Origin of the sequence: Vibrio coralliilyticus (assembly GCF_024449095.1) — a bacterium.
GTDB lineage: Bacteria > Pseudomonadota > Gammaproteobacteria > Enterobacterales > Vibrionaceae > Vibrio > Vibrio coralliilyticus_A.
Window position 1 is genome coordinate 1,954,914 of record NZ_CP024627.1, and the last position, 23,944, is coordinate 1,978,857.

19 protein-coding genes and 1 pseudogene are annotated in these 23,944 nt (G+C 43.6%); 12 read left to right on the forward strand and 8 right to left on the reverse strand.

Translation table 11 applies throughout. The annotated features are described in order from the left end of the window. Window positions 1–2: 2 nt before the first annotated feature. The 5 genes and pseudogenes from CTT30_RS09220 to CTT30_RS09240 all read left to right on the forward strand — a co-directional run bounded on the left by CTT30_RS09220 (window position 3) and on the right by CTT30_RS09240 (window position 4,873). Window positions 3–635, forward strand: coding sequence for a VUT family protein (locus CTT30_RS09220; RefSeq protein ID WP_252034865.1), 633 nt, complete (start codon window positions 3–5; stop codon window positions 633–635). Continuing rightward, entirely contained in the window at window positions 613–1,341 is a 729-nt protein-coding gene (locus tag CTT30_RS09225) for a metallophosphoesterase family protein (RefSeq protein ID WP_252034867.1), read from the forward strand. The genes CTT30_RS09220 and CTT30_RS09225 overlap by 23 nt, the downstream gene beginning before the upstream one ends. Then, the gene (locus tag CTT30_RS09230) at window positions 1,338–1,844 is read left to right on the forward strand and encodes a DUF2165 family protein (protein ID WP_019277034.1); all 507 of its coding nucleotides are present in this window, start codon (window positions 1,338–1,340) and stop codon (window positions 1,842–1,844) included. Before CTT30_RS09225 ends, CTT30_RS09230 begins: the two co-directional genes overlap by 4 nt. 34 nt (window positions 1,845–1,878) lie before the next feature. Further along, a pseudogene (locus CTT30_RS09235) lies at window positions 1,879–2,284 on the forward strand (DUF3360 family protein); the annotation flags it as partial. A gap of 423 nt (window positions 2,285–2,707) precedes the next feature. Further along, complete coding sequence (locus CTT30_RS09240; RefSeq protein ID WP_252034869.1) at window positions 2,708–4,873, forward strand: hypothetical protein; 2,166 nt, start codon at window positions 2,708–2,710, stop codon at window positions 4,871–4,873. A 268-nt stretch (window positions 4,874–5,141) separates the two neighbouring features. Here CTT30_RS09240 and pheT read toward each other — a convergent pair whose 3' ends face one another. From pheT to CTT30_RS09270, 6 genes are all read right to left on the reverse strand, one after another. Then, window positions 5,142–7,547, reverse strand: a complete 2,406-nt coding sequence (gene pheT / locus CTT30_RS09245) for a phenylalanine--tRNA ligase subunit beta (protein WP_252034871.1) — start codon at window positions 7,545–7,547, stop codon at window positions 5,142–5,144. An 18-nt stretch (window positions 7,548–7,565) separates the two neighbouring features. After that, entirely contained in the window at window positions 7,566–8,549 is a 984-nt protein-coding gene (gene pheS / locus CTT30_RS09250; RefSeq protein WP_004413586.1) for a phenylalanine--tRNA ligase subunit alpha, read from the reverse strand. Window positions 8,550–8,922: 373 nt separating this feature from the next. Beyond that, on the reverse strand, window positions 8,923–10,104 hold the full coding sequence (locus CTT30_RS09255; RefSeq protein WP_370689701.1) for a hypothetical protein: 1,182 nt from the start codon (window positions 10,102–10,104) through the stop codon (window positions 8,923–8,925). A gap of 8 nt (window positions 10,105–10,112) precedes the next feature. Continuing rightward, window positions 10,113–10,913, reverse strand: coding sequence for an outer membrane lipoprotein-sorting protein (locus CTT30_RS09260; RefSeq protein WP_252034872.1), 801 nt, complete (start codon window positions 10,911–10,913; stop codon window positions 10,113–10,115). An 11-nt stretch (window positions 10,914–10,924) separates the two neighbouring features. Next, window positions 10,925–13,315 carry an efflux RND transporter permease subunit gene (locus CTT30_RS09265; protein ID WP_252034874.1) on the reverse strand — a complete coding sequence of 797 codons (2,391 nt, stop codon included), beginning with the start codon at window positions 13,313–13,315 and terminating at the stop codon, window positions 10,925–10,927. Between the two features lie 179 nt (window positions 13,316–13,494). Beyond that, a complete protein-coding gene (locus CTT30_RS09270; RefSeq protein ID WP_252034876.1) occupies window positions 13,495–14,283 on the reverse strand; it encodes a TetR/AcrR family transcriptional regulator in 789 nt (262 codons plus the stop codon). Between the two features lie 255 nt (window positions 14,284–14,538). Between CTT30_RS09270 and CTT30_RS09275 the strand changes: the two genes are divergently transcribed. After that, complete coding sequence (locus tag CTT30_RS09275; RefSeq protein WP_239876321.1) at window positions 14,539–15,603, forward strand: PQQ-dependent sugar dehydrogenase; 1,065 nt, start codon at window positions 14,539–14,541, stop codon at window positions 15,601–15,603. Window positions 15,604–15,748: 145 nt separating this feature from the next. Here CTT30_RS09275 and CTT30_RS09280 read toward each other — a convergent pair whose 3' ends face one another. Further along, complete coding sequence (locus CTT30_RS09280) at window positions 15,749–17,017, reverse strand: DUF945 family protein (RefSeq protein WP_252034877.1); 1,269 nt, start codon at window positions 17,015–17,017, stop codon at window positions 15,749–15,751. Between the two features lie 179 nt (window positions 17,018–17,196). On the opposite strand from CTT30_RS09280, the gene CTT30_RS09285 reads away from it, so the two are divergent. From CTT30_RS09285 to CTT30_RS09295, 3 genes are all read left to right on the forward strand, one after another. Next, entirely contained in the window at window positions 17,197–19,131 is a 1,935-nt protein-coding gene (locus CTT30_RS09285; protein WP_252034879.1) for an ATP-binding protein, read from the forward strand. 12 nt (window positions 19,132–19,143) lie between these two features. Beyond that, a complete protein-coding gene (locus tag CTT30_RS09290) occupies window positions 19,144–19,641 on the forward strand; it encodes a response regulator (protein WP_252034882.1) in 498 nt (165 codons plus the stop codon). Window positions 19,642–19,812: 171 nt separating this feature from the next. Then, on the forward strand, window positions 19,813–20,367 hold the full coding sequence (locus CTT30_RS09295; protein WP_252034883.1) for a hypothetical protein: 555 nt from the start codon (window positions 19,813–19,815) through the stop codon (window positions 20,365–20,367). Between the two features lie 77 nt (window positions 20,368–20,444). Here the strand turns inward: CTT30_RS09295 and CTT30_RS09300 are convergent, their stop codons facing one another. Then, the gene (locus CTT30_RS09300) at window positions 20,445–21,032 is read right to left on the reverse strand and encodes a TfoX/Sxy family DNA transformation protein (protein ID WP_239876232.1); all 588 of its coding nucleotides are present in this window, start codon (window positions 21,030–21,032) and stop codon (window positions 20,445–20,447) included. Between the two features lie 346 nt (window positions 21,033–21,378). Here CTT30_RS09300 and CTT30_RS09305 point away from each other — a divergent pair, with 346 nt between their 5' ends. From CTT30_RS09305 to CTT30_RS09315, 3 genes are all read left to right on the forward strand, one after another. Further along, on the forward strand, window positions 21,379–22,299 hold the full coding sequence (locus CTT30_RS09305) for an HDOD domain-containing protein (RefSeq protein WP_252034885.1): 921 nt from the start codon (window positions 21,379–21,381) through the stop codon (window positions 22,297–22,299). Between the two features lie 30 nt (window positions 22,300–22,329). Then, window positions 22,330–23,235, forward strand: coding sequence for a LysO family transporter (locus CTT30_RS09310; protein ID WP_252034887.1), 906 nt, complete (start codon window positions 22,330–22,332; stop codon window positions 23,233–23,235). A 111-nt stretch (window positions 23,236–23,346) separates the two neighbouring features. Then, window positions 23,347–23,862 carry a hypothetical protein gene (locus CTT30_RS09315; protein WP_239865909.1) on the forward strand — a complete coding sequence of 172 codons (516 nt, stop codon included), beginning with the start codon at window positions 23,347–23,349 and terminating at the stop codon, window positions 23,860–23,862. The last annotated feature ends 82 nt before the right edge of the window (window positions 23,863–23,944 follow it).

A 23,944-nucleotide genomic window follows, 5' to 3' on the forward strand; every position in this document is an offset into this window, starting at 1 on the left:
TAATGAACGTACTAGAAAAGTCAACCATACTCGCGACTCTAGGGCTGTTCTGTTTCCTAACTGCTTCAAACATGGCCGCAGCAAAAGCTGTTGAATTCTTCGGTATCCATCTTACGGCGGGATTCTTCACCTACCCATTTGTTTACCTCTTCTCTTCCATCATCATGGCGACGCGTTCTCCAGACGTGTACTTCAAATGTATAACCTTTGCCTATTTCGGTTATCTGTCGTTTATCAGCCTGATGTACATCGCAGCGATTCTGCCCGGCGTCAACGCCGAGTCGACTTACAACAAGAGTTTTGACCTAATCTACAATCTCAGTAATTACCGAATTTACTTATCCTCATTGTGTGCCTACTTCGTCTCAATGTTCCTGTTTGGAGTGCTATTTAACTCATTGAAAATTGAAAGCATTGGCATCAGAATTGTGCTGGCAACACTGATCGTTGCTCTCGCTGACGTTAACCTTTTCCTCATCCTAGCTTTCTCAGGTGTCAAAGAAAGCAGCTTACTAATGAACATTATGTTCTGGGCGAGCATTAAAAAGCTGGTTGCGCAGCTGATTCTGCTAGGACCAACCCTATTACTTATTAATCTGATCAGGAATAAACATGAGTACTGTGTTTCAAATTAGCGATTGCCATTTGAGCGATGAGTCGAGCTTTCAAAACCTTAAGAAGGCGCTGAATGTTGCAAATGCTGATAGTGATTGCGACACAATTCTGCTGACCGGTGATATCTGCTGTGGCCCTAAATCAGGCGATTATGCAAAGCTGCTGAGTTTCGTTTCCCAGCACGTTGATAGCAAAAAACAGGTTTATGCCATTGCAGGCAACCATGATGATATCGTTTTGATGAAAGATGAGCTGAAGGGCTCTTTGATTCAGGTGGTGGATCAATGTGAGATTGCAGGGCGCGATTTCATCTTCCTCGACTCAAGTCAGAAGCCTATTGATGCTCAACATCCTCTCGGCTCAGGTAGAATAGACAATCGCGGTATCGCTCATCTGAGAAAGCAAATCCGTAAGAAAAAAGACCCTATTGTGGTCGTACATCACCCAGTGATACGTGTTGGCTCAGAGTGGATGAAAGCCATTTGCCTTGAGAACGACCAACAGATATTCAACATCCTTAAGCAATCAGGCGTCAGAGAAGTTATTTGTGGTCATGGTCATGATCATATTACCTGCACCAAAGAAGGTGTGACGCAGTACATGGCGCCAGCAACCGCTTATGGATTTGATCACTCCATTCCTGAATACAATCGAAGTGAACGTATCGGAATGAATAAATTTACGATTTCAAAACAAACAATAACTGTAAATGAGGTTGTGCTATGAGATTAAGCTTGGTTCTCGATATTTCGAAAGCCGTTGTCGCGATGTATGTGGGGGTGTTCTGCGTACTGGTCAGCTATAACAATGTGATTGATTACAATACAAACTTCCAATTTGTTCAACACGTATTGGCTATGGACCAAATGAAGGCATTTTTTACAGGCGATAACCTGTATGGACGTGCGATCACTTCTCCGACACTTCACACTGTGTTTTACAATCTGATCATCGCACTTGAGTTCCTTGCGGGCGCTTTGTGCGTTATCGGCGCGGTGATTATGTTCTTCAAACGTGAAGCAGCCGGATTCTCCAAAGGTCAGGCTTTCTATGTAGCCGGTGTCACCGTCGCTTTAGGTGTTTGGTATTTCGGTTTTGGCGTGGTTGGCGCTGAGTGGTTCTCGATGTGGGCAAACTCATGGAATGGCCAGATGAAGGCATACACCTTCGCTATGTTTATCATTCTGACGTTGATTTATGTCCTGATGCCGAGACCAAATAACGACTAGTTCATTACCAATAGTAATAAAGATCTACATTGCGATTCCTGCTGGCGCTTTGCTAACGGCTCTGTTTTGCATCATCGCCGCAATTTGGGGCTACCCAATGGATTTAGCTATCTGGCAACCTGTGGCTTTGTGTTGCACTAATCGTTGGTGTATTCGTCTCATTACTAGAAGCTGGCATGGAAATGACGCGCGAAGGGAAAACCACTCAATCCGCTGCAATCGTTGTATTTTCATCAGCGCTGGTAAACCCTGCATTTGGTTGGTCGCTTACTATGCTGTTAGACAACTTAGGCTTAGTCGGTTGTAAAGAACGTAGCGGTGAATTGAGCAAGATGAGCCGCTGGGTGTTGCCGGGCATTATGTTTGTGGTGCTAACCAGTGTGATGGCGTTGGTTGGGCTTCTACCAGGGATACCTGCGATTATCCCAAGCTTTCGCTAACCGCTAAGTACGGGGTGAAACCAATGGCTATTTAGCCTCTCGGTTATACTTGTAAAAACTAAGGCCTCGCAATTGCGAGGCCTTTGGTTTCTGAGGTGATGACCAGCCAACTCATTTTTGCCCCAAAGTCACTTAGACTCATGGCTCATTCATACCTTATCAACTCAGATTTACCATAGATTTATTTATGGATGGTAAGCAAGAATTCAACATATGGAAGGAACTTGAACTCTCTTGAGTCAATAGAGTTTGTAAGATTTACACCAGCCATCACGCTAGTTTTCTCCAAAAAAAAACATAAAGGTTAATCTAATAACACGAAACATTTCGTCGATTTAAGGTAAAATACCAATCTACTTAACAATATGGTGATGGTTGCTCGTGGGTGTTTTTCGCTTAAGCCTCGCTCCATGTATCGACTACGTGAAAAAAACAGTTTCAAATCTTTTATTCTCAATAGCAGAAGTGGTTCAAGTAAACTGGTTTAAGTTCAGGTGGTGGGTATCAGATAGAAAGTCGATATTGGCCTTAATAGCCGTTTGTATCAGCTTGCAAATTTCTGTTGCTAACTCATATCAGTTCAACCCTTTGATCGACACTGAGCAGGTCAGTTCGCTGCTACTAACCATCGGTGGCGCATTGATTGGTTTTACAGCTATTGTGTTTTCACTGTTGTTATTTTCACTTCAAACCAATATTCAAAGACTAAGATACTTAGACTTTCATAAATTTAGTACAGACAAAAAAATTTTTACTCAGTTGTTATCCTGTTTTTTAATAGCAATAGCTATTGCGGGTTCTTCTTTGGTTAAAAACCAGAACATATCGGGACAAACTCTAGTTATTGTTGTTTGGCTGATTTTGTTGTTCATAGTTTTACTCTACCAATCTTACAAAAGGGCACTCATTCTTGTTAACCCAATTGAGCAAATCAATCTCATTTTAAGGTACAGCTCAAAGCAGCATAATAAATGGGATAAAGCGATTCAACGAGCTTTGGTTGTCAATAACAGGCTTTCGAAATCCGCACCATTACAAGAGCAAAGTGACTTTGATGGTTTGCGATACGCACATGTGTCAGCCTATCCAGAACAAAAACAGATACCAATTAATGCCGTCGACAGTTTATGTGTGATGGCTAAAAATTACGCTAATCTTAATGACATCAATATCACAAAGACCTCGTTGAACAGCATTATTCAGATTACTCGTCAGTACATCGAATTTAGAAAAAACACGTTTATAGATACAGGCCCCTTTGTTGCTACTGATATGAGTTCGGAACTTGTGTTCAATAATACGTTTGAGCAGCTCAGACAATTATCAGCGATTGCTATAGCATCTAAAAATGAACAGCTCATTGGTTTCATAACCGAAACCTTTGCTGGATTGGCTACATTGTTTGCACAATTCAACCACATTCGTAACTTCCAACTTCAGCATCAAACCTCGCTAGCCATCCAATACCTTAAAAGCCATATTGAATTATCCATGCAACTAAACAATACAGACTTGATGTTCAATGATGCTAAAGTGATTGGTGAACTAGGATTGAACTTAATCAAATCTAAATCTACTGCAAATCTAGAGATAGTAGACACATTGTTGTTCAACTATGGGCAGCACAGTTTGGTAAAACAAGATCCCGCTGTGATTGGGGCGGTAATGGATCAATACAGTCGATTAACGTTATTTCTTCTCTTTTCAGAATCTGACACCAAAATGATTTGTGAAAGAATTACCAACAACATTAAGGAACTGGGCAAACTAAATTCAGTTATTAAAAAATTTCAATGGTTAGATCAGGGTTTTCTGTCTGGCTACTACGGTTGCAACCCAACATCATTGATGGGGCTTTTGTTTGAGCAAGTAAACGGGCTTGACATAAGCAACGCTGAACACCAGAAAATCAAACTGAGACTCACATCAAATATTCTCGATTGGCTTGATACTTCGTATCGAAATAGGCTTGAGCAATTTGAATATGATCAGCAGAACGGATGTCCGACATTCCAAGCCTTAACTGGATGGAGTATCGAAATGATCAAGCTACTAACTAATTTGGCACAAAATCTAGAAGATAACAGGCTAAAAGATGATTGCTACGCATCAATTGAGAAAGAACTGAACTTGCTTCTTTCTCTTATGGACGATGAAGCAGTATTTCGTAAAGTAAGTACGTTTCACCATATTGATGAGATATTCCTTGTGCTCATGAATTTAGCTGAAAAACCAAGCATTGTTAAATTATACATTTCACGTCTTATAAAGTTTGGGGTTAAGCAATATAGTCGTACAAAAAATCATATGGAGCTGGCAAAGTGCATTGCTGTAGGTGCTATATTGGCAAATAAACTTGATCTAGTGCAATACTACGAACAAGAACTAATAAACTCAGCACACAGTTTTTCAGTGCCAGTAGACGAGAATATATTGGTTCGTCTTAGATATCTTGGGGGACTCAAATCACGTCGCTTGATGCCCGTTCGTTCTGATGTTGAAAGTTATTGTTTATATCACTTAACAAAAGATGTAAGTGGTTCTATCCAGTTCGCCATCGATACTCTAATCACAAAGCAGGCAACTTAATAGTAACTAATTAATCATTTAAGGGGATGTTTACACAGCTTCGTGCTGACGGGTAGATCATCGTAAGGCAGATCTGATCTGCACCAACCATACTGGACACATCACGAAGCGACTTTCTAATACTAAAAGTTATCCGTATTTCTCTAATTTAAGTGATTACTCTAAGAAGTTTTTGTCCAATAATGAGTTAGCATCCGTTTCCTGATCTAACAAAAAGGCCTCGCGATTGCGAGACCTTTCCTTTGGTTTTCTATCTAATCAGAAGTGATTAGTCACGTAGTGACGCACCAAACTTCTCAGATACGTGAGCTACGATAGCGTCAACCGCGCCAGCGATATCTGCATCTTCTAGCGTGCGCTCTACAGATTGTAGTGTTAGCGCGATTGCTAAGCTCTTCTTACCTTCTTCAACGCCTTTACCAACGTAAACGTCGAATAGTTTCGCGTCTTTCAGGAACTCGCCACCTTGTTCTAGACATGCTGCAACGATGTCGCCAGAAGCTACTGCTTCATCAACAACTACCGCGATGTCACGACGGTTAGATGGGAACTTAGAAAGCTGTACTGCTTCAGGGATCACTTTAGTGTTGATTGCACACCATTCTACTTCGAATACGATAGTACGGCCGTTTAGACCAAACTTACGCTCAAGCTCTGGGTGAACTGTACCAATCACACCTACTTGCTTACCATCAACGATGATAGCTGCAGATTGGCCTGGGTGAAGTGCTGGGTTCGCTGCTTTGTCTTCAGCAGAAAGCGCTGCGAAAGAGTAAGCTGCTTCGTTAGCTGTTAGCTCAAGAACCGCTTCTAGGTCACCTTTCAGGTCAAAGAAATCAACTGTGTTGGTTTCGATGTCCCAGTGCTCTTCGCTACGAGTACCTGCGATAACACCCGCAAGCATTGGCTCTTGGCGCATACCGTTTTCAGCAGACTCACATGGGATGAAACGTAGGCCGTACTCGAATAGACGAACACGTGGCTGTTGACGTTTCTGGTTGTGAACCACAGTGTTTAGTAGACCTTGAATTAGGCCTAGGCGCATTGCTGACATATCCGCAGAGATTGGGAATGGCAGAATTAGCGGCTCAACACCTGGAACAACAAGCTTTTGCTGCTCTGGCTCAACAAAGCTGTAAGTGATTGCTTCTTGGTAACCACGGTCAACAAGCAGGTTACGGACACGTTTTAGCGGAATGTTCGCTTCAACGTGGTCGTGCATCTTAAGTGCTGCTGCTGGATTTTGGTTAGGGATATTATCGTAACCGTAGATACGACCTACTTCTTCAATTAGGTCTTGCTCGATAGCTATGTCAAAACGCCAAGTCGGTGCGGTCGCAGTCCAACCCGTTTCTGTAGCTTCAACAGTTAAACCAAGACGCTCTAAGATTTCAACCACATCGCTGTCTGCAATATGATGGCCAAGAAGGTTGTCTAGCTTAGTACGACGTAGTGCCACAGTGTTAGGAACCGGAAGGTCAACTTCTGATTCAACAGCTACAACAGGCGCAACTTCACCACCACAGATGTCAACAAGCAGCTCTGTGGCGCGCTCCATAGCACTCGTTTGTAGTGCATAATCCACACCACGCTCGAAACGCATTGAAGAATCCGTATGAAGACCGTAACTGCGAGCCCGACCACGGATATGATCAGGGGCAAAGAATGCACACTCAAGCAGTACGTCTTTGGTCTCAGCCGTTACACCCGACTCTTCACCACCGAAAATACCAGCTATAGCCAGTGCTTTACTATGGTCTGCTACCACTAGAGTATCTGCGTTTAGCTCTGCTTCGTTACCATCGAGAAGAGTCAGCTTCTCGCCCTGCTCCGCCATGCGAACGACAATACCACCTTCAATTTTTGCTAGGTCAAACGCGTGCATTGGTTGACCTTGTTCTAGAAGAACATAGTTAGTGATATCGACGACTGGATCGATAGAACGGATACCACAGCGACGCAGTTTCTCTTGCATCCATAGTGGAGTTTCAGCTTGAACGTTTACGTTCCTAACCACACGGCCAAGGTAACGTGGACATGCAGCCGTTGCTTTCACTTCGATAGATACTTGATCATCGATAGCCGGAGCAACCGGATTAACCGCTGGCTCAGTCACGTCAGCACGGTTTAGTACGCCCACTTCACGAGCCATACCACGGATGCTGAAACAGTCAGCACGGTTAGCCGTTAGGTCAACGTCGACTGTTACGTCGTCCAGACCCAGGAATTCGCGGAAATCAGTACCGATTACAGCGTCTTCTGCCAGCTCCATGATGCCATCAGATTCTACGTCGATACCTAGTTCAGAGAATGAACAAAGCATGCCGTGTGATGGTTGACCACGTAGTTTTGCTTTTTTGATTTTGAAATCGCCTGGTAGTACAGCCCCCACCGTCGCAACCGCAACTTTGATACCTAGGCGGCAGTTAGATGCGCCACAAACGATGTCTAGAAGTTCTTCTGCGCCAACATCTACTTTAGTTACACGTAGTTTGTCTGCGTCAGGGTGTTGACCACACTCAACCACTTTACCTACTTTTACGCCAGTGAAAGAACCAGCTACAGGTAGTACGTCGTCTACTTCTAGACCCGCCATAGTGATTTGGTGCGTTAGTTCGTCAGTCGATACCGCAGGGTTTACCCACTCACGAAGCCAAGATTCGCTGAATTTCATAGTGATGTATCCCCTGGATTACTTGAACTGTTTTAGGAAACGAAGATCGTTCTCGAAGAACGCACGTAGGTCGTTTACGCCGTAACGAAGCATAGTCAGACGCTCAACACCCATACCGAATGCGAAACCAGAGTATTTCTCAGGGTCGATGCCAACACTGCGAAGTACGTTAGGGTGAACCATGCCACAGCCTAGAACTTCAAGCCATTTACCGTTTTTACCTTTTACATCTACTTCAGCTGAAGGCTCAGTGAACGGGAAGTAAGAAGGACGGAAACGAACTTCAACTTCTTCTTCAAAGAAGTTACATAGGAAGTCGTGTAGGATGCCTTTTAGCTGAGCAAAGTTTACGTTCTCGTCGACTAGCATGCCTTCCACCTGGTGGAACATTGGCGTGTGCGTTTGGTCGTAGTCGTTACGGTAAACACGGCCTGGTGCGATGAATCGGAATGGTGGTTTACCATTTTCCATCGTGCGGATCTGAACACCAGATGTGTGCGTACGCAGCATTAGATCTGGATTAAAGAAGAAAGTATCGTGGTCAGTACGCGCTGGGTGATCTTCTGCGATATTTAGTGCATCAAAGTTGTGGAATGCATCTTCAATCTCAGGACCAGACTCAGTGTTAAAGCCTAACTCACCAAAGAACTGTTCAATACGCTCAACGGTACGAGTAACTGGGTGAAGACCACCGTTCTCGATACGACGGCCTGGTAGAGTTACGTCGATGGTTTCCGCAGCTAGCTTCGCTTCAAGTTCAGCACGTTGAAGTGCATCTTTGCGAGCAGCAATAGCTTGTTGAACAACGCCCTTCGCTTTGTTGATCTCTTGACCAGCTTCACGGCGCTCTTCTGGTGGTAGTTTACCTAGGCTTTGAAGTTGAGCGGTTAGCTCACCTTTCTTACCTAGATACTGAACACGCACTTCATCAAGTGCGACTAACGAATCTGCTGCTTCAATAGCTGCGTTCGCGTTAGCAATGATCTCTTCTAGATGTTGCATCGTTTCCTCATCTACCTTTTGGTAGTGTCCATAAGGGTTCCCGCAAGGGATTTTTGGTATTTTTAAATAGTTTTACATAGTAACGAAAGCGAGGTCTAAATCCAATCTGAAATCGGGATTCGACTGCTCTTTGAGTAAAAAATCAGCTTAATGATTGTTCGAGTTCAATAAGCTCGGCAATTTGGAGCTTAATCGTTGAGGGAACTGGGTAGAGGAAAGTAAGCCCTTTAGGTATAGCACATACGTAGCAGAATATTGTGTGGCTCAGCCATTACAGAATATGCTAAATGTTTAAAAGCAAAAAAAGGGAGCAAATTGAGCTCCCTGTTTTAGGAAAAAAATACACAACTAATAAGCATTATTGGCTAACGACTTAGAAGTAATATTCTAACGACACTTCAATGAAATCGTCCTTACGAGCGAAGTACAATAAGTCATCCGGTGTATCATTCTCAAACCACCACCCATCAAGACGCCATTTTAGGTGATTGGTTAACCGACTTGAGGCTTCCAACTTAGCACTGAACACATCGCTGTTATCCAGATCCTGAGTGAATCCCAGTAATATTTCGCTACCATCTTCATCATTAAGTGCAAATCGTGAGCCAACGAACACATCATTTTGACCTGAATTTTGAGCATTATTGCCACGACTGTCATAAAGGTACTCAGTAATAAGACCAACATCCCAAACACTGCCTAATGCGCCGACAATGGTATATTCAAATCCTGAAACCAATCCAATGTGATGATCAAAGCTTTCACGATAGATACTCTCGAGTTTCCATAACCAATCACCAGCAATCCCCTGAACATCAACACCGATTTGCTTCGCCTGTGCATAATAAGGCTTCAAGTCTGTCCCCTGAAGCCGGAAATACGGCTCTCGGTTGGTGCCTTGAAAATAGCTCAGCCCTAGATCCCAGTCACCCAGCATTTGAGAATATCTCGCCGCAAAATCGACATGTTGCTCTTCTCGCGACGACTCATAAATCACATCCTCTGATACTGGCAATGCCGGTCTTAAACGGCCATCCTGCCCTGCAAAAGTACGTTCGCGGAAGTAAGGCAAAACCATGGTATCAAGCACTCCCCAATCTTTGACTGAGGTCAGATGTAGCATGGGTTGTCCTAATTTGTCTTCACCGTCTACCGCCTCAATCGAGTCCGTTTGATTTACGACATCGACCAAATGTGCAGACTCAGTGACACCCCAGAAAACTTTTCCCACTCCAGCACGTAATTCATAGTCATCCCAGTAGGTTAAATACAGCGCTTCTCGTATATCACCGTGACTTCGCTCATCATCTTCGCTATCTAGGCGATAAAATGGCGTGAAGGTAAAATCAGAGCTATCGTTGATCTCCCAATAGAATTCAGGCTGCAGGACGATAGAACTTTGACCTTTATCTTGCCCTTGCAATCCATCCGAAAAGAACTGCCGATGTTCTAGGTTCATCTGACCTGAGAGCTCAAAGCCATAACAATGCATCGCAAGCATTGTCAGTGAAATACAGGCCGCCACGCGACCTGCTCTACTCCATACTTTGTTCATAACGCCCCTTATTTCACCCTTTTAAGAATATTCTTCTCAAAATCCCGCTCACTCAAACCCGTCTGGAATTGAAGATTACTGGTGGTGAGTAACGTACTTTTCCCCGTTTGGTGGTTCGTCATTGCCATTTTGTGAGCACGCCAATATTTATCTAGGTAAAGTTGATAATCATCAAACTTGAGCGTTTTCAGCAATGAGCCTTTTCGGTCATAGAACTCAATTTGGATTGGTCGATAATGTTCTTTATCCAGCCAGACCTGCTGCTTGGTGTAACCCGAATTCTTATCAGTCGGTATCTGCTTTAATACGAACGTGTCACTGCCATTCACTCGCTCATCACGCAAATAGTGGAAAGTATACTTCTCTAACTCAAACGAACTTAGGTCTTCGTAGGCAAATTCACTACCCATAAACGGGCCAGACTTATTCCGTGAGGAAATGCGCTTAACCCGTTTTAGAGCGGGGAGATACAACCACTGGTCATCAGCTTCTGTAGTATGCGAGTGATTAAGGAATGCTGTACCTTTGACGTCTCTCGGCTGATCGAAAATCGTCAAACCTTTATCGCCATCATCCGCTACTTCTAATGACTTAAGGCGCATTTCACGAGTACTACTTTCCCCCTGAGCATTCTTGAGGATCATCTGCATAGTTGCGACTGAGTCTCCCCAACCTTCATCACGTGCTTTACGTTCAGTGGCAATTTCAAGCCCTTTTTCTACGTTGGCAAGCGCCACGGGCTGACCACCAAGCATAAGAAGTGAAGACAATGCAATCGATGTGAACAATGAGTAATTTGAACGTTTCATAGTGTATTCCTTTAACTTTGTGTCTGAGGAGCCGCTGATGGCTGAGTTGGCGTGGCCGCTGATGGCTGCGATTGGTTTTCCTGCGCATAACTTGCTGTATCAAATCGCATTAACAGTGCAGGTAAGAAAACAAAGTCCACCACCAAAGCGATAAAGATAACCATGGCACTCAATTGGCCCATATCTGCATTAAGTCTGAAAGTGGACATAGCTAGAACGGTGAAACCTGCGACCAAAACAATAGTAGTAATCCATAGAGCTCGACCGACTGTATGGAATGCATAACGCACAGCCTCTTCAGCACTTTGTCCTTGTTTACGCGCGCGCTGGTATTTAGAGAGGAAGTGAACAGCATCATCAACCACAATACCCAAGGTGAGTGTGACAACGACAGATAAGCCAAGGTTGATCTCCCCCGATAACAAAGCCCACAAACCAAAACCAATAATTGCAGGTGCCATGTTAGGCACGATGCTGATCATCCCAAGGCGCACAGAGCGTAGTGCAAATATCATCAGTCCAGAGATCAGTATCAGAGTGATAGGCAACGTCGACAACATGCTCGTCATGTTGGTTTCACCGATATGTGCGAACATCAAAGATGGGCTTGAGGCAACAACTTCGTACTGTTGACCATTTTCCTTGAACCAGTCATAAATCCTGTTTTCTAAGGCAACCAGTTCAACGCTGCCTAAATTATCAACGGTCAAGACAAGCTTAACGGATGATTTATCTACATTAATCTGATTATTGAGATCCAATCCATACGGTAGAGACATCTCATACAACAGAAGATATTGTGCGGCTAATTCCCGTTGTAATGGCAATGTGTAATAACTGTCATCATCACCGTGCATGTTTTTATTAAGGCGCTTATACACATCGGAGAGTGTTGCCACGTGATCGGTTTCCGGCTGGGTACGCAGCCAATCAGTAAACTCACTGATGGTTGTGAGGAATTCAGGATCGGCTATCCCCTGAGATTCGTGTGTTTTCACTGCAATGCTGATGGTTGTCATGCCGCTGATACGCTCTTCCATAAAGTCAGCCGCGCGTCGAAATTCATTGCGCGAGTCAAAATATTTCACTGACTCATCGTTAACTTTATTCAAAGGTATCAGAGCAGCAGAGACAGTAATCACAATGACAGACAGAGGCAACAACACTTTTCGATTGCTGACAACCCAATCCCCCAGTTTGTCCATGGAATCGTAAGTCTCACCAGAATCTAACGCTTTCTCCTTCACCTTGATGGGTAACAGTTTGAGAAGCGCTGGCAACAAAGTGACAGAAAGGAAGCACGCTAACATGACACCGAGTGCCGACAGATTGCCAAAATCCCTCAATACTGGAGAATCGGACATATTCATCATCAGAAAGCCCAGTGCAGTCGTCACCGAAGTGATGACAATAGGTATGAAGTTTATCGAGACACTTTGATCAATAGCATACTGTTTTGAATGACCTTTCTGCATGCTTTGACGCATTGTCGCAATAACATGAACACAGTCTGCGACGGCCAAAGTCATCACTAACGTGGGAATATTGACGGTCGCTGTGCTCAGGAACATACCGGCCCAACCTGATAGGCCCATGGTTGCTGCCACTGAACCAATGATCACCACTAATGTAGCAATCACACTGAGAAAAGAGCGCAGCATGATCGTTAGGAACACCAGTATCACTAACAACATGGCTGGTACTAAGGTCGAAGTATCATCTTGAGCAGCCACCATAAAGGCATGGTTCATCGCAATGATCCCTGCTTTGTGAAACTCAACGTGCGGGTATAACTCACCGTATTTGCTCAACAGTTGATCGACCCCAGCAACCACTTCAAGAACTTCCGTAGTCTCATCGACTTCCGGTAATTGGACAGTCACATTCACCACGGTCACATCTCCTTTTTCAGAGATAAGCGCATGTTTTATCACAGGTTCGGATAAGGCTATTGCTCTCACTTTCTCGATTCGTTCGGCGGTCAGAGGATAATCTTCCAACAGAAGGTCCTCGACTATCAGATCATCTTCAATGGCTTCGGTGTGCTGATAATTAGCAATGGAGTCAACTCGGCTTGAATAAGGAACTTGCCAAGCATCACGGGTGAGTTTTTGTATCAATTCAAGCGTTTTCGGCTCAAAGACGTTACCACTTTGTGGGGAAATGATAATCGCAAGATTATCGGATTTTGCAAAGGTAGTTTGTATCTCCTCGTACGCTAATAATTGCTTGTTTTTTCCATCAAAGAAAATGTTGTAGTCTCCGCGAAAATAGAGATTCTTTCCCCCTAAAGTCGCAGCAATGACCAGTGCTAAGGTCAATAGGAACACCCATACACTGAATCGTGTGGGTAACGTGAGCCACGAATGCGGCTGATGAGTATTAGAGTTGGCAGATGTCATCACACTCTCCGTTTGTGACGTTTCGTCAAAAGTTGTTATTTAAAAACCAGCAGATGCTGGTGCTTAAGTAACAAAGCTCACGCTTGAAAATTCAAGCGCTACTGAGTGCCTTTTTTGACGATTCGTCACTTAGAGTGATAAATAAAACCCATAACGGGCTTTATTTGAACTGAATGGTATTAGCGTCCGACCGATTCTAGGTATTCTAGCTCTTCGCTAAAAAGTTCTTGTTCGACCCGGCGCCAAGTTTTTTTGTAATCCCACTCACTTGAAAGCGGTTTCCAATTCAGTCCATCCAACAACATATTGGCATTATGTAACACGGAGAATGGGTCCTGTAAGCGATTGATACAGCGGCTATTAGACGCGTTTTGCGTCAGAGCATTTGAGCCGAAGGCAATTGACCAGTTAGCAAACACAATTGCATCTGAGCTTATTCCCGGAGAAAACTTCAAGTCTCCCGTTTCCACTGCATAGTTGACTAGCTGATCTGCACTTTCAATGACTTGCTCTTCCAATTCATTTAGCTCTCGAACCCGTTGAGGCGATGCTTTTTCAAGCACCCACGGGTTTTTTGCCATCAAAGCGCACATCGACAAAATCGGCTCCATGCGAGCATAGATACGATAGCCTACATGCATAGCCATGATCTTTTCCCGAGTCTTGCCTTCAAATTCTTCAGCACGGGCAAATAACACCGCTTCGCTTTTCAAAGAATGAATACATAGCGCAACAATCGCGTCTTCTTTACTGCTGAAGTGATTGTAAATTGTACCTTTCGAGTAAGGGCTGGCCGCCGTTAGCTTGTCCATGGTCAGGTTGCTCCACCCTTCCTTTTGAACTAGCTTTTTCGCGAGCAATATCAGTTCCACTTCTCTATCGGCAATCGCTTGTTGTTTTTTGGTTAACCCAAAGCCACAACCTGCATTGTCTTTCTTATCACTTTTTTTGCAGTTAAACCCAAACATGATTATTTCGATCCGTACCCGTTCGTTGCACCTCAACTCTCCAATTGTAACACGAATACTAAATACGTGATAAACACCATTCATGACGAATCGTCATTTTTGACACTTCGTCATAATAGACCAAACATTAGCCAAACAAAAGGGGTAATGTGAAATATATACATAAAAACGATGATTTATTATCGTGCTACACTCTATGAACTATCTGAGCTAGGGAGACAACCTAACGTGATCAAATACTTAGCCCTACCCTTAATGACTCTCATATGCTGGTTAAATCAGGCATTGGCAATGGACTACGCGGTAGAAAAAGTGGCATCTGGCTTATTGGTTCCCTGGGGAATGACATTCGCAGATGACAATACTTTGCTTGTCACAGAGCGTAATGGACACATATTGTCAGTGGATATCACGACAGGGGAAAGCACAAGATTGATGGGCAACCCAGCAGGGTTATACGCAAACGGTCAAGGTGGATTACTTGACATTGCAATGTCACCATTTGATGCCAACCAAGTTTATGTGACCTACAGCAAACGTACTACTAATGGTTCGGACACCGCACTTGCCACGTTTCAGTTCTCTGAAGGCAAATTATCTCACTGGAAGAATATTTTCACCTCCACTTCCTACTCATCTACCAACCGCCACTATGGCAGCCGCATTACGTTTGATGAGCAGTTCTTATACATGAGTGTGGGTGATCGGGGGGAAAGAGATAACGGTCAAGACCGCAATACCCACGCTGGTTCTATCCTTCGTTTATTGCCAGACGGTTCAGCTGCTAACGGCAACCCTTTCGCCAAACAAAAAGGGGCGGCAAAGGAGATATGGAGTTATGGTCATCGAAACCCGCAAGGTCTGTATTACGATCCCCAGTCCAAAACACTTTGGTCTATCGAACATGGGCCAAGAGGTGGGGATGAGATTAATCGGATCAAGAAAGGAAGAAACTACGGTTGGCCTATTACTTCTCACGGAAAAGAGTACTGGGGCCCTATCAATGTTGGAGAGTCTGAGGAAAAAGAAGGTATAGAGCCTCCGGTTAAGGTTTACGTACCCTCTATTGCGCCATCAAGCCTACTATTGTATCGAGGCAAGAACTACCCAGACTTGGATGGAAAACTGCTTGCCCCATCGCTGAAGCTTACTCATATAAATGTGGTCACTCTTGATGACAATAATCGAGCCGTTGGTGAAACTCGTATTCTAGAGAAGCTCAATGAGCGTATCCGACATATTACTGTCAGCCCCAAAGATGAACTCTTCTTTAGTACTGACCGAGGTAATATATACCGCCTTACTCCAAACCATCCTTGAGACAACTACAGCCCATGGAGCAACCTCAGCTCAAAGGTAGGTCGTATTGGCGACCTACCTGCATAAAAAAGATGAACCTCAACAGTCAAAGCAGGCCCATCGATGGATGAAGGAATCTTACCCTGTAAGCAACAAACACTATTATTTATTGCTGCATCATTGCAGGTAATAAGATACCGATAAGTGGAATTTGCTTACCATTTTCAAATACAAGATTACCATCTTTAAGCTCTGCTTGAATTTGATAGCCTTGCTCATTTTGGCTGACAAACTCCATAACAATCGCTTCATCGATACCTTGCTTGATAAATGGATACTGTTCGACTAATCCCTTTGAGAAAAAGGTGTCAAGGTTACCGGTCAAAGAAGGAAGAATCATAGCGGGATTTTGTGTAACGTTACTGGTTCCTTCAGGCACTGTAATTTTCCATGTACTCTCAAACTCACCATCATCCCCCAAAGTCAGCGCCATCTTGTTCATCGAGAGATAGAAACCTTTTGAGAATAACGTCTCAACATAAGGAATCGCGTTTTGAATATCATCAGTAGTCAGTACAGGATTGTTCTGATACATACTGACTAAGTGTTCAAACGAGTCACTGTCTAAATCACCAAACTCTAGATCCAAAACTAAGTTATCCGCTTCACCCTCAGACATCAGAAGTTTACTTGCACTGACAATATGTTGACTATTCACACGTTGAGAAACATCATCAAGGGAAGAAGAGAATTGATACTGGCCACTTTTCATTGAGAAAAGTCGCGCTTGGCTCGAATCAAGTACGGAGATATCGGCGATATTGATTTCTTGGTCACCTAACCAAAAGCTATTTTGCTTTCTGCCCTGACCTGAACCTTTGATATTTGTAAGCAACATTTTCTCGCCGCTATTGAAATCTATCTCCACTGACGGAATATCGAGATCGTAGCTCATCTCACCTAGGACGGTAACGTGCCCTTTGAGCGAAGAAGGCGTCACAGACACCATAGCTCCACCTTCACCCTCCGTCGATTGATGCCAGTTATCAAGATCCAAAACGTAATCCGTATTGCCATTTAGCTGTGTGACCGTGGTCAATGTCAGAGGAAACTGTTCGACATCGTTCAGCGTTGACGTTGCTTTCAAACTCAGCAAACCGTGAGACACATGGCTGTTTACGACAAATTCACTTGGTAGACCATCCATGCCAAGTTGGCTGGCAAGCTCTTGGTCGACGATGGTATAGCGAGTTTGAACTTCAGAAGACAGATAACCGCGATCGTAAGAAACAATTTCCGCTTTCAGGGAGTCATTGCTCAAATGGGCAATCCCGTCATGAATAACATTCTGCCCTATCTGCCCAACCGCTAACGGCCAACACAAAGCCAAAGAGATAGCGCCACCAATAGCGCCGTATTTTTTCAACTGATGCATGTATTTATCTTCACTTAAGTATTTATTGCAGTTTACACCAAAAAACATTGAGTTAAATCAGAGTATTGGCATTCTTCACAAATCGTCAAGGAATCTAAAACCTGTGTCTCAGTCCCTTTGTTCAATCCTTGTTAGAGTAAAACCAGATTGGTGAGTTCAGAAAGAGACGAACGAGAATCGTGAATCAGTATGCCTTACTTTGTTTAGACAACAATCCCATTAGTGTAGAGCAACTGCGACGAGAGCTGAGTCAATTCGCTGCAAGGTTCGATATCCACACTGCAGATACGCTCGACGACGCTCATGCCGCACTCTCCTTTTGTCAGGAAAACCAACAATCCGTCGCCCTCGTCCTTGCCAGTCATCATGAAAACTTTAATGGGGCTGATTTTTTAATCCAACTCGACAAAAGCGCTCACACTCAAAGTGCGCGTAAAATTTTAATCAGCTGCGGACAAGATATCCAAGCCATCTTGTCTGCTGTCAACGAAGGGCGACTAGACCACTGCCTAACCAAGCCTCTCCAAGATAACCTCGTATACAAAACGGTTAAGAAAGAGTTGACCACCTTCGTACTAGAAAACGATAAGGATAACCTTCTCTCTTATAGTCAGATACTTGATCAGCAGCGGTTGCTTCGCTCACATATTGAGTTGAAGATGCGCAGCTACCGAGAAGGGTTCATCACCGACCATCACAAACTCTCAGATCAAGAACTGGCAGAACAGGTCATCTCCGCTCTTCATGATTTTTTCTCAGATACCGACGACACACGTGCATGCCGTACTTACTCCTCACAACACTTACTGACGAAAGAAGGTGAAGAGAATCGATTTCTTTGGTTTATTACCGAAGGGGAAGTCGCTCTCTATAAAAAAGATGACCAAGGAGTACAAAGAGAAGTCGTCCGCCACACAAAAGGGAACATTGTTGGAGGAATGTCGTTTGTTACTGGCGAGCCCTCTTTCTCTACGGCACTCACATTAAAAAAGACCGAGGTCATAAAGCTGGATAGAGACGTGTTCGCCAAAGTCATGCACTCAAACACAGCATTGCTCCCCCTCTTTACCAACCTTCTCTTACGGCATTTTAATCGTCGATTGCAGCGTAGCATCAATACCAAACTTGAACTGCAAAAGACTCTAGAATCCTTAGAGTCAGCACACCAACAATTGATAGAACGAGAAAAGATGGCCATGCTCGGCCAGTTAGTCGCGGGAGTTGCCCACGAACTCAACAACCCTATCGCTGCTATTTTGCGTGGTACAGAGACCATTACAACCAACATTGGTAAACTGGTGAGTGATAATAGGGATGAGCCATTGGCGGTACTAGGGGCTGATATTTTATCTAATTCGCTTGTGTCCAAACCAAGATCTACCTCTGAAGAGCGTCTGTTAGCGAAAAAGATTGAGTCTCAAATGGGTGATCGACGTATTGCAAAAAAATTAGTAAAGCTTGGACTAGAGGAAAACCAAACCTGGCTGAACAATGCTGAGCAAGCCAGTACTACAATATTTGATGAGCTAGATACACTAGAACGTTATCATTTGGTTGGTTCAACTTTAAGATCAATCAATGTTTGTGCTCAGCGTATTGCCGATATGGTTAAGAGTCTGAAAGGCTATGCTCGTCCTGACGATGAGACCTTTCGCCTAGCCGATATCCATGAGGGCATCGAGGATACTTTAGTTATCTTTGAAAACAAACTCAAGATGCATACTGTTGAGAAAGAATATTGCGACTTACCCCCAATACAATGTATGCCCATTGCTCTTCAGCAAGTTTGGACCAACCTAGTTTCGAATGCCATTGATGCTTTACCTAAACAAGGGAAGCTTTCTATCCGCTCTGAAATTCATCACGCGCAAAATCAGAAATGGGTGGTGATATCTTTTGAAGATAATGGTTCAGGAATACCTCAATATTTACAGCGTCAAATTTTTGCCCTTAATTTTACGACCAAGAAAGAAGGGAATTTCGGGTTAGGTATTGGGCTATCGGTCTGCCAACAAATTGTGAATCAGCATGGCGGTAAGATTGAAGTGCAATCCGAAGCGGGAAGCTTTACCCGTATGTCCGTTTGGTTACCTTTCAAAACGCACAAGTCATAGTAAGGAATTAATATGCCAAAATACTTAATCTTATGTGTCGATGATGAGCGTGAAGTCTTAGATAGTGTCATTCAAGACTTAGAATGCTTCGAAGAGTATTTCGTTCTCGAAGCAGCCGAGTCAGTATCGGAAGCTAAATCTATTATTGAAGATGTAGAAAAAGAAGACGGACACCTGGCACTGATCCTGTGTGATCACATTATGCCAGAGCAAACTGGGATCAGTTTTTTGATTGAGCTAAGCGATAACCCTTCCACAAAAAACGCGCGGAAAGTCATGCTAACTGGTCAAGCAGGCCTAGAAGACACTGTGGAAGCGGTCAATCATTCGAGCCTGCACTTTTACATTGCTAAGCCTTGGCGCGGCGAAGAGTTACGTGATGTCATTAAAAATCAACTAACCCAATATATGATCGAGAACAGTCACGATTTAATGTCCTGGTCTGCAGTGCTCGATACCGAACAAATTTTAAATGCCGTCGCAAAAAACAGAATGAGTTTTGGTGAATAAGTCACTATTTCTTATACTTTTTGGCATATTGATTGCTTAAACATGTAAATGACGACAGAACAATGACATTTTTTGTAGTGTCGGACTGTGACAATGCATTATCATGTCGCGATATGGCAGCACTCCGTTGCACCTGACCAAGGAAATTAACAAGAATAGGTTTTCTTTTGTATGCGTAAAACAATCTTAGCTGCAGCCTTAGTGCTAGCATCTGGTCAAGCTTTTGCAGAGACCGACCCAAACAGCCCAACCGTAATGAGTAACTTCAGCTACGATTATCTGGAAGCTCGCATTGGTGCAAGCCCTGTAACCTTTGGTGCGGCTGCAAGCAAATCTATCCACCCGAATGCTCACGTTATTGGTCGAGTTGATTCAGAATTCGAAGGCGACTACGACGCAGCCGCTGGTTTTGGCTTTCACGCCCCAATCAACAACTGGGCCGATTTCACTGGTGAAATGCTATTTCGTTTAGTGGATTTCGGTGGCAAAGCAGGGAAAGGCACAGACACAGGCATGGAGCTCAATCTTGGCGTACGCCAATGGTTAGGGCCACAGCTTGAAGTTGGTGGTAAAGCCGGTTACGTCTCCATCGAAGACAATGACGACTGGATTGGTTCAGCGTATGTTCGTTTTCACTCAACAGAGCTGTTCTCTCTTGGTGCTGAAGCTCGCATTAATGATTTCTATGGTGATCAGCTCATGTTCACCACTCGCTTCAAGTTCTAATCAAGAACAAGATGCAAAAAAGCCGAGGTACTCAGACCTCGGCTTTTCTTTTCCAGTATGGTATTTCCTCACACTGACTATGCGCAGCTCGCCAATAACTGGCGTTTACGTGGCTCTTGAATTAATTTCCAATGAACGCCATCAATCGCACCTGCAAATTTCCACAGTAATTTGACATCAACATCATTACCGTAAGTCGCTTTGACCTTGGAAAATACTTCTGGCGCACCTAGCTGCAAGAACGTATCAACATCACCAACGCCTGCTTTTTTTACCATGCGTTCAAGAGTCAACTGCATGTTGGGTAAATCACGTAAACGTCGACTCGCGGATGATTTCTTATAGTGACGCTGAGATACTGAAAACTTAATTGAGTTCTCAACAATCTCATCCAACACCTCACTTTGATTATTAAATAGCTGAGTAATGTCGTAGTAATTGACCGTTGCCGTTGTTTGCTTCTTCACGTGACGGTACTTAATGCAGCCCAGTGTAGCCAATTTGTCGTCTAGATATTCTCCACCTCGAATAAACACCTTATCAGCGCTGATTAATGCGAACATAGCGTCTTGCTTGAAGAGCCCCGTTCCACCAAACATTGAACGCTTTTGGAAACTACCAAACTTGTTAACATAATTAATAAATTGTTGCTCTGTCATATCCATTGATCCTTCTAATCTAGAAAACCCCGATTATTTTCGATCACCAGATAGCAGCAGCTTTAAGCGAAAAAGATAAATCAGCCAGCAAAGCTATGGTTTATGTTGTTATTAGCATACTGACTGCAAGTACAATAAATGATAGTTAACGATGAAAAATAAGTCTGTGCACAGCTCACACCAATAAAACTAAATTCATATAAAATCGAGACTAATATCACACAAGTAGGGTTTACAGACTTCACTGGCTAAAATACACCGGACAAAAACTCTCATTTAACTTATCAATAATTTGCATAACATTAGATATGGAAGTTAAACTGTAACAAGTACAATCTTTAGCTGATCATGCATGAACCACCTATCCTTTTATTGGCTTCCGGAAAACAATGAGCTTTTAGTCAAAGGCATCGAGTCTGAATTCTCAACGTTAGTTGAACACGCCATTAACTCGGGCAAAATTACACTGCCGCCGATTTCCGATGTTGTTTTAAACATTCAAAAATTATGTACCCAAGATTCAACCACAGTGTTGGATATTGCAGACCGCCTGCTTGAAGATCCTGGCCTTGCCGCTATTGTCATTCGCGTGGCTAATTCTGTCATATTTAATCGCCGTAACATAACCTGCACCGATTTAGTCACTGCGGTATCTCGCTTGGGTATTCTACGCGTACGCGATATCGTAACAGCGCAGGCTATAGAGCAGTTGAAACACTCCGTTAATTTGAGTCGCGGCTGTAATGAAGTATTAGTGAATAGCGCTCATAACTCACGCGAGTTAGCAGCCACCATGGTGATGGTTGTGAAAGGTTTTAAAGAAGCTAACGCTCCTAGGTATAGTAACCTCGAAACAGATAAAGCCCTCCTCACTGGTTTACTCGCTGATATCGGCTTATTTTGTATCGTAAATGAATACCACATGTATCTTGAACAAGGTAATTATCTTGATGAAGATATCGCTTTTCAGATTTTCAATAACCAGTGTTCCAATGCGAGCCGACTGGTGTTAAAGCATTGGGGTTTTGACAGTGATTTCTTGGAAGTCGCAACCAATCAACTGCATCAAAGACAAAGTGTTGATGTGAGTTACCTAGATATAGCCCGTATTGCCAATCATATTCTGATGTTCCGTCGACAAGATGAAGAAATCGACGAGCACACGGTTGAATTTGACCTAACTGGTGCAGATATACTGTACAAGCTCAGTAATTTAAGTGATATTGAGTTCAATACACAGATCAATGAGTTAATCAGCGCTAGTGGACTTTAGCGCTTAACGTACCAGTACACAGGAAGCCACATGTTCTCAGGGATGATATTCATCTTTGCCCCACTTGTTGTGGGGTATTTAATATCGATTTCCACGTCGTCCATTCTTGATAAAATCAACGCAACCACTGCAAACCTGATTTATGTCATCTTAGCACTAATGGGCTTAAGTCTTGCTGCGCTGGACAACCTCGGGCAAAATCTACAGCTCATCCTCAAATACGTTGCCGTATTCTTTACTTGTCTTAGCCTGAGTAATTTGGCTGCTCTGCCCATCCTCGATAAGCTTTTGCCTATAGAAACCGATGCCAAACAAACTAAGATCCCTCTCTCAAGCATGGCCATGGAGTCCGTCAAACTCATTGCTGTTGTCGGAGGTGGTTTGTTCGCAGGATTAATGTTGCCGATCGATTTGAGTTGGGTAGACACAGCTAGCGAATGGATTCTGTTTGTCTTACTATTTTTCATCGGCATCCAACTGCGCAATAGTGGCCTGACGCTTCGCCAAATATTACTCAACAAACACGGTATGATCATCGCCTTAGTGATCATCGCAACCTCTATGATTGGGGGTATTGTGGCAGCCGTCCTATTAGATATTGATATTTACCGTGGCTTGGCAATGGCCTCTGGCTTTGGCTGGTATTCTCTAGCGGGTATTTTGATGGGTGACGCTTTTGGCCCCGTTTATGGAGGTGCATCATTTATGATTGAACTCCTTCGAGAACTGATTGCCTTAGTATTGATTCCCCTCGCGATACGCTCTCGGCCTTGCACAGCAATTGGCTATGCAGGTGCAACGGCGATGGACTTCACATTGCCTGTCATCCAAACTACAGGAGGTGTCCGATGTGTACCCATTGCGATAGTGAGTGGATTTATATTAAGCCTTTTAGTGCCCGTATTGATGCTTTTCTTTGTCTCTCTTGCAGGCTAGATCGCATGATTTTATCTTTAGATTCACTATATTAAGGCTCGACCACACACAATAATTTAGCGATTGCTAATTTAGTGGTTTTATAATAACTATTCTTCAAAAGGAAACATTATGACACGTCTACTGATTGCATTGCTGTTAGGCGCGACCTCTACTATGGTTGCCGCTGCTGACAATGCATGTTTGTCCAAGAAATACGACGCTTATGTTGATGCTTCTCTACATTGGTACGAAGATCTAGCAAAGCTAACTTCTGAGCAATATCCTGATCTTAAAGAGGTCAGTGAGTGGTTTTTGGAAGGTCGAAAAAACCATTTTGAGTTAAACCGTGCAGCGGTTCACTACTACCTTGAAAACGACCCATCCAAAATAGCAACCAGTCAACCGGTCGAAGCATGGCTTCAACTAGAGCAAAAAGACATCAAAACCTTGTCTTCACGCAGCGACGAATTGGGCAGGTTAGCTCAGGTAACCTTTAGCGATCGTCAGTCTAAGCCACATGAGAAGAACTACGACCTTCGCTCTGCGTTTGCCGATCTCTTAAGTCACCCCACTAAAATAGACGACGCACTTAAGCGCTACAATCAGGCAATTAAAGAGTTAGAAACCATTGCCTGTGACACGTAATACGCTTTGCCACCAAGCCAGTTTGCTGGTGGCAAACTTCTTATTGCAGAAAAGAATTTCAAATAATTAAGACGGGACTTTG

Coding starts and splice junctions, on each gene's coding strand:
- CTT30_RS09230 (WP_019277034.1), top strand. CDS start 1,338: ATGAGATTAAGCTTGGTTCTCGATATTTCGAAAGCCGTTGTCGCGATG.
- CTT30_RS09290 (WP_252034882.1), top strand. CDS start 19,144: ATGCCAAAATACTTAATCTTATGTGTCGATGATGAGCGTGAAGTCTTA.
- CTT30_RS09300 (WP_239876232.1), bottom strand. CDS start 21,032: ATGGATATGACAGAGCAACAATTTATTAATTATGTTAACAAGTTTGGT.
- CTT30_RS09275 (WP_239876321.1), top strand. CDS start 14,539: ATGACTCTCATATGCTGGTTAAATCAGGCATTGGCAATGGACTACGCG.
- CTT30_RS09315 (WP_239865909.1), top strand. CDS start 23,347: ATGACACGTCTACTGATTGCATTGCTGTTAGGCGCGACCTCTACTATG.
- pheS (WP_004413586.1), bottom strand. CDS start 8,549: ATGCAACATCTAGAAGAGATCATTGCTAACGCGAACGCAGCTATTGAA.
- CTT30_RS09220 (WP_252034865.1), top strand. CDS start 3: ATGAACGTACTAGAAAAGTCAACCATACTCGCGACTCTAGGGCTGTTC.
- CTT30_RS09270 (WP_252034876.1), bottom strand. CDS start 14,283: ATGTTTGGGTTTAACTGCAAAAAAAGTGATAAGAAAGACAATGCAGGT.
- CTT30_RS09295 (WP_252034883.1), top strand. CDS start 19,813: ATGCGTAAAACAATCTTAGCTGCAGCCTTAGTGCTAGCATCTGGTCAA.
- CTT30_RS09225 (WP_252034867.1), top strand. CDS start 613: ATGAGTACTGTGTTTCAAATTAGCGATTGCCATTTGAGCGATGAGTCG.
- pheT (WP_252034871.1), bottom strand. CDS start 7,547: ATGAAATTCAGCGAATCTTGGCTTCGTGAGTGGGTAAACCCTGCGGTA.
- CTT30_RS09310 (WP_252034887.1), top strand. CDS start 22,330: ATGTTCTCAGGGATGATATTCATCTTTGCCCCACTTGTTGTGGGGTAT.
- CTT30_RS09280 (WP_252034877.1), bottom strand. CDS start 17,017: ATGCATCAGTTGAAAAAATACGGCGCTATTGGTGGCGCTATCTCTTTG.
- CTT30_RS09265 (WP_252034874.1), bottom strand. CDS start 13,315: ATGACATCTGCCAACTCTAATACTCATCAGCCGCATTCGTGGCTCACG.
- CTT30_RS09305 (WP_252034885.1), top strand. CDS start 21,379: ATGAACCACCTATCCTTTTATTGGCTTCCGGAAAACAATGAGCTTTTA.
- CTT30_RS09260 (WP_252034872.1), bottom strand. CDS start 10,913: ATGAAACGTTCAAATTACTCATTGTTCACATCGATTGCATTGTCTTCA.
- CTT30_RS09255 (WP_370689701.1), bottom strand. CDS start 10,104: ATGAACAAAGTATGGAGTAGAGCAGGTCGCGTGGCGGCCTGTATTTCA.